This window comes from Actinoplanes sp. TFC3 (genome assembly GCF_001553785.1).
Taxonomy (GTDB): domain Bacteria; phylum Actinomycetota; class Actinomycetes; order Mycobacteriales; family Micromonosporaceae; genus Actinoplanes.
Window position 1 is genome coordinate 3,903,308 of sequence record NZ_LOJP01000001.1, and the last position, 3,283, is coordinate 3,906,590.

At 68.0% G+C, this 3,283-nt stretch carries 3 protein-coding genes; 1 reads left to right on the top strand and 2 read right to left on the bottom strand.

The features are described 5' to 3' along the window. Positions 1-129: 129 nt before the first annotated feature. A complete protein-coding gene (locus TFC3_RS17590; RefSeq protein ID WP_067501001.1) occupies positions 130-1,053 on the bottom strand; it encodes an exopolyphosphatase in 924 nt (307 codons plus the stop codon). 156 nt (positions 1,054-1,209) lie between these two features. Here TFC3_RS17590 and zwf point away from each other — a divergent pair, with 156 nt between their 5' ends. Beyond that, positions 1,210-2,703, top strand: coding sequence for a glucose-6-phosphate dehydrogenase (gene zwf / locus TFC3_RS17595; RefSeq protein ID WP_067501003.1), 1,494 nt, complete (start codon positions 1,210-1,212; stop codon positions 2,701-2,703). A gap of 4 nt (positions 2,704-2,707) precedes the next feature. Here the strand turns inward: zwf and TFC3_RS17600 are convergent, their stop codons facing one another. Then, complete coding sequence (locus TFC3_RS17600) at positions 2,708-3,181, bottom strand: peroxiredoxin (RefSeq protein ID WP_236718176.1); 474 nt, start codon at positions 3,179-3,181, stop codon at positions 2,708-2,710. Positions 3,182-3,283: the final 102 nt, after the last annotated feature.

A 3,283-nucleotide genomic window follows, 5' to 3' on the forward strand; every position in this document is an offset into this window, starting at 1 on the left:
GCGGGAACCCCGCCGGGGGGGGGGGGCCAGGGCAAACCCCCCCGCCCGGCGGGGGGGGGGGGGGGGGGGGTCCGCCCCCCCCCCCCGCCAGCAACCTCGGTACGTCCGGAGCGCTTCTCCCGGTACGTCTCAGGCGGACTTGAGCGCGTCGATGATCTCGCGTTCGACCCGGTCGGAGTCCTCGTGCGGCACCTGGCAGGTGCCCGCGGCCAGGTGCCCGCCGCCGCCGTAGCGCAGCATGACCTCGCCGATGTCCACCGGAGAGGTGCGGTCGAGGATCGACTTGCCGCAGGCGAACACCGTGTTCAGCTTCTGCCGGCCCCAGATGATGTGCACGGACACCCGGGCCTGGGGGTACAGCGCGTACACCATGAACCGGTTGCCGGCCATGATCGTCTCTTCCTCGCGCAGATCGACGATCACCACGTCGCCCTCGACCCGGCTCACCCGGCGCAGTTGCTCGACGAACATGGCCGAGCAGTCCTGGAACAGCTCAGCGCGCTCGGCGACGTCCTTGAGAGCCAGGATCTCCTCGACCGAGGCCATCTGCAGGCACGCGTCGATGAGCAGCATCATCAGCTGGTAGTTCGAGATCCGGAACTCGCGGAAGCGGCCGAGCCCGGTGCGGCTGTCCATCAGGAAGTTCAGCAGCGTCCAGCCCTGCGGGTTGAGGATGTCGTCGAGCTGGTAGTCCGCGGAATCCGCTTGGTCCACGGCGCGCATCAGGTCGTCGGGGACCTCGGGGAAACGCTCGGCGCCGCCGAAGTGGTCGTAGATGACCCGGGCTGCCGACGGCGCGTCGGGGTCGATGATGTGGTTGCTGCGGTTGCCCTCGTTACGCAGGGTTTCCGAGTGGTGGTGGTCGTACACTTGATAAGCGCGTGGGTCGTACGGCAGGTTGGTGAGGATGTCACGGTCCGTGATATCGATCACCCCGTCCTGGACGTCCTTGGGATGCACGAACGTGATGTCGTCGATCATGTCGAGCACACGCAGCAGGACGGCACAGACCAGCCCGTCGAAGTCACTGCGCGTAACCAGCCGATACTTCACGCCGTCTCCTCTGCCAGTTGGCCGCTTAAATGACAGTTTGCCACTTTTGCGGCTATGGGCCTGGTCGCATCGGCGTAGTGGTTTGATCCGATCGCAGTGCCCGCTGCGTAGAGTTCACACGCAAGCTCACGTTCGCGGTGGAGGAAACCCAAGACGATGGACAACGTTCCGCAACTGGCGCAGGACCGCAACGCCCCGCCCGCCACCCTGGTGATCTTCGGTGCGTCCGGCGACCTGACCCGCCGCAAGAAGCTGCCGGCCGTGGAGAGCCTGGCCCGGCACAACCGGCTGCCGGCCGAGTTCGCCCTGGTCGGCGTGGCCCGCACGCCGATGCAGGACCACCAGTTCGCCGAGAGCTCGCTGGGCAGCCGCAGCCTCGCCGACAAGTCGCAGCTACAAGGCGGCATCCGGTACGTGTCCGGCGGCTACGACGACCCGGAGACGTACAAGCGGCTTGGCGAGACCCTCGACGAGCTGGACGCCAGCCGCGGCACCGCGGGCAACCGGATCTTCTACCTCTCGACGCCCGCCGAGGCGTTCGAGCCGGTCATCAACGGCTTGGCCGGGGCCGGGCTCAACCACGCCCGCGAGGGCAGCTTCTCGCGCCTGGTCATCGAGAAGCCGTACGGCCACGACCTGGCCAGCGCCCGCGAGCTCGACGGCATCGTGCACGCCGCGTTCGACGAGCCCCAGGTCTTCCGCATCGACCACTACCTGGGCAAGGACACCGTCCAGAACGTGCTGGCGCTGCGCTTCGCCAACGCGATCTTCCAGCCCATCTGGAACCGCTCCTGGGTCGACCACGTGCAGATCACCGTGGCCGAGACGCTGGGCGTGGGCACCCGCGGCGGCTTCTACGAGCACGCCGGGGCCATGCGCGACATCGTGCAGAACCACGTGCTGCAGGTCCTCGCGCTCGCGCTGATGGAGCCGCCGGCCTCGTTCGACGCCGAGGGGCTGCGCAACGAGAAGGTCAAGCTGTTGCAAGCGATCCGGCTGCCCACCGACCGCGACATCGCCGACCTGGCGGTGCGCGGGCAGTACACCCGCGGGGGTACCCGTGAGGACCTGATGGCCGGCTACCGTGAGGAAGTGGGCGTCGACCCGCTGTCGCGCACCGAGACGTACGCGGCCATGCGCCTCAACGTCGACAACTGGCGCTGGGCCGGCGTGCCGTTCTATGTCAGGACCGGAAAGCGGCTCCCGGCCCGGCTCACCGAGGTGGCGCTGCAGTTCCAGCGCCCACCGCACCTGCCGATCCCGACCAACCAGCTCACCGACCTCGAGGCCGACGCGCTGATCCTGCGCATCCAGCCCAACGAGGGCATCAGCCTGCGCTTCGGGGCCAAGGTGCCGGGCCACTCGTTCCGGGTGCGCACCGCCAGCATGGACTTCTCCTACGAGCAGACCTTCCGCGAGGAGAGCCCCGAGGCTTACGAGCGGCTGCTGCTCGACGCGCTGCTGGGCGACCCCACGCTGTTCATCCGCACCGACGAGGTCGAGCAGTGCTGGCGCATCGTCGACCCGATCATCGAGCACTGGGCCAACGACGCCAGCCCCATCCCGACCTATGAGGCGGCGTCCTGGGGCCCCACCGACGCCGACCGCCTCATCGGCCGCAGCGGCCGCAAATGGCGCAACGAGGTGTAGTGCCCTAGGACGACGGCCGCGTCTTGGTGACTGCTTGCAGGGCGCGGCCGGCGTGCTGGTTCATGTCCAGCTCGCTGTGGATCACGTCGATGATGCGCCCGTCGGTGCCGATGGCGAAGGTCAGGCGTTTGGTGCTCAGGGACCCGAGGGGAAGTTTGCGCTTCACTCCGTACGCGGAAGCGACCTTGCTCTCGGGGTCGGAGAGCAACGGATAATCAAAGCCGTGCTTGTCGGCGAACTGCTTCTGCTTGCCGATGGTGTCCCGGCTGATCCCGACCCGCTGCACCCCCGCAGCCTGGAACTCCCCGGCGAGGTCCCGGAAGTTGCAGGCCTCGGCGGTGCACCCCGTGCTCAGCGCGGCCGGATAGAAGAACAGGACCACCGGACCGCTGGCCAGCAGGTCGGACAACCGCCGCGGCGTCCCGTCCTGGTCGGGCAGCTCAAAGTCGGGCGCAAGATCGTTACGGCTGAGACTCACGAAGTCAAGATTAGCCCGCATGAGTTCACTCGCTTAGGGTGGAGGGACCATCGCAGTCCGTTCCTGCGAACCGGTAGCCCCCGCAACCCCTTGGCTGAACCC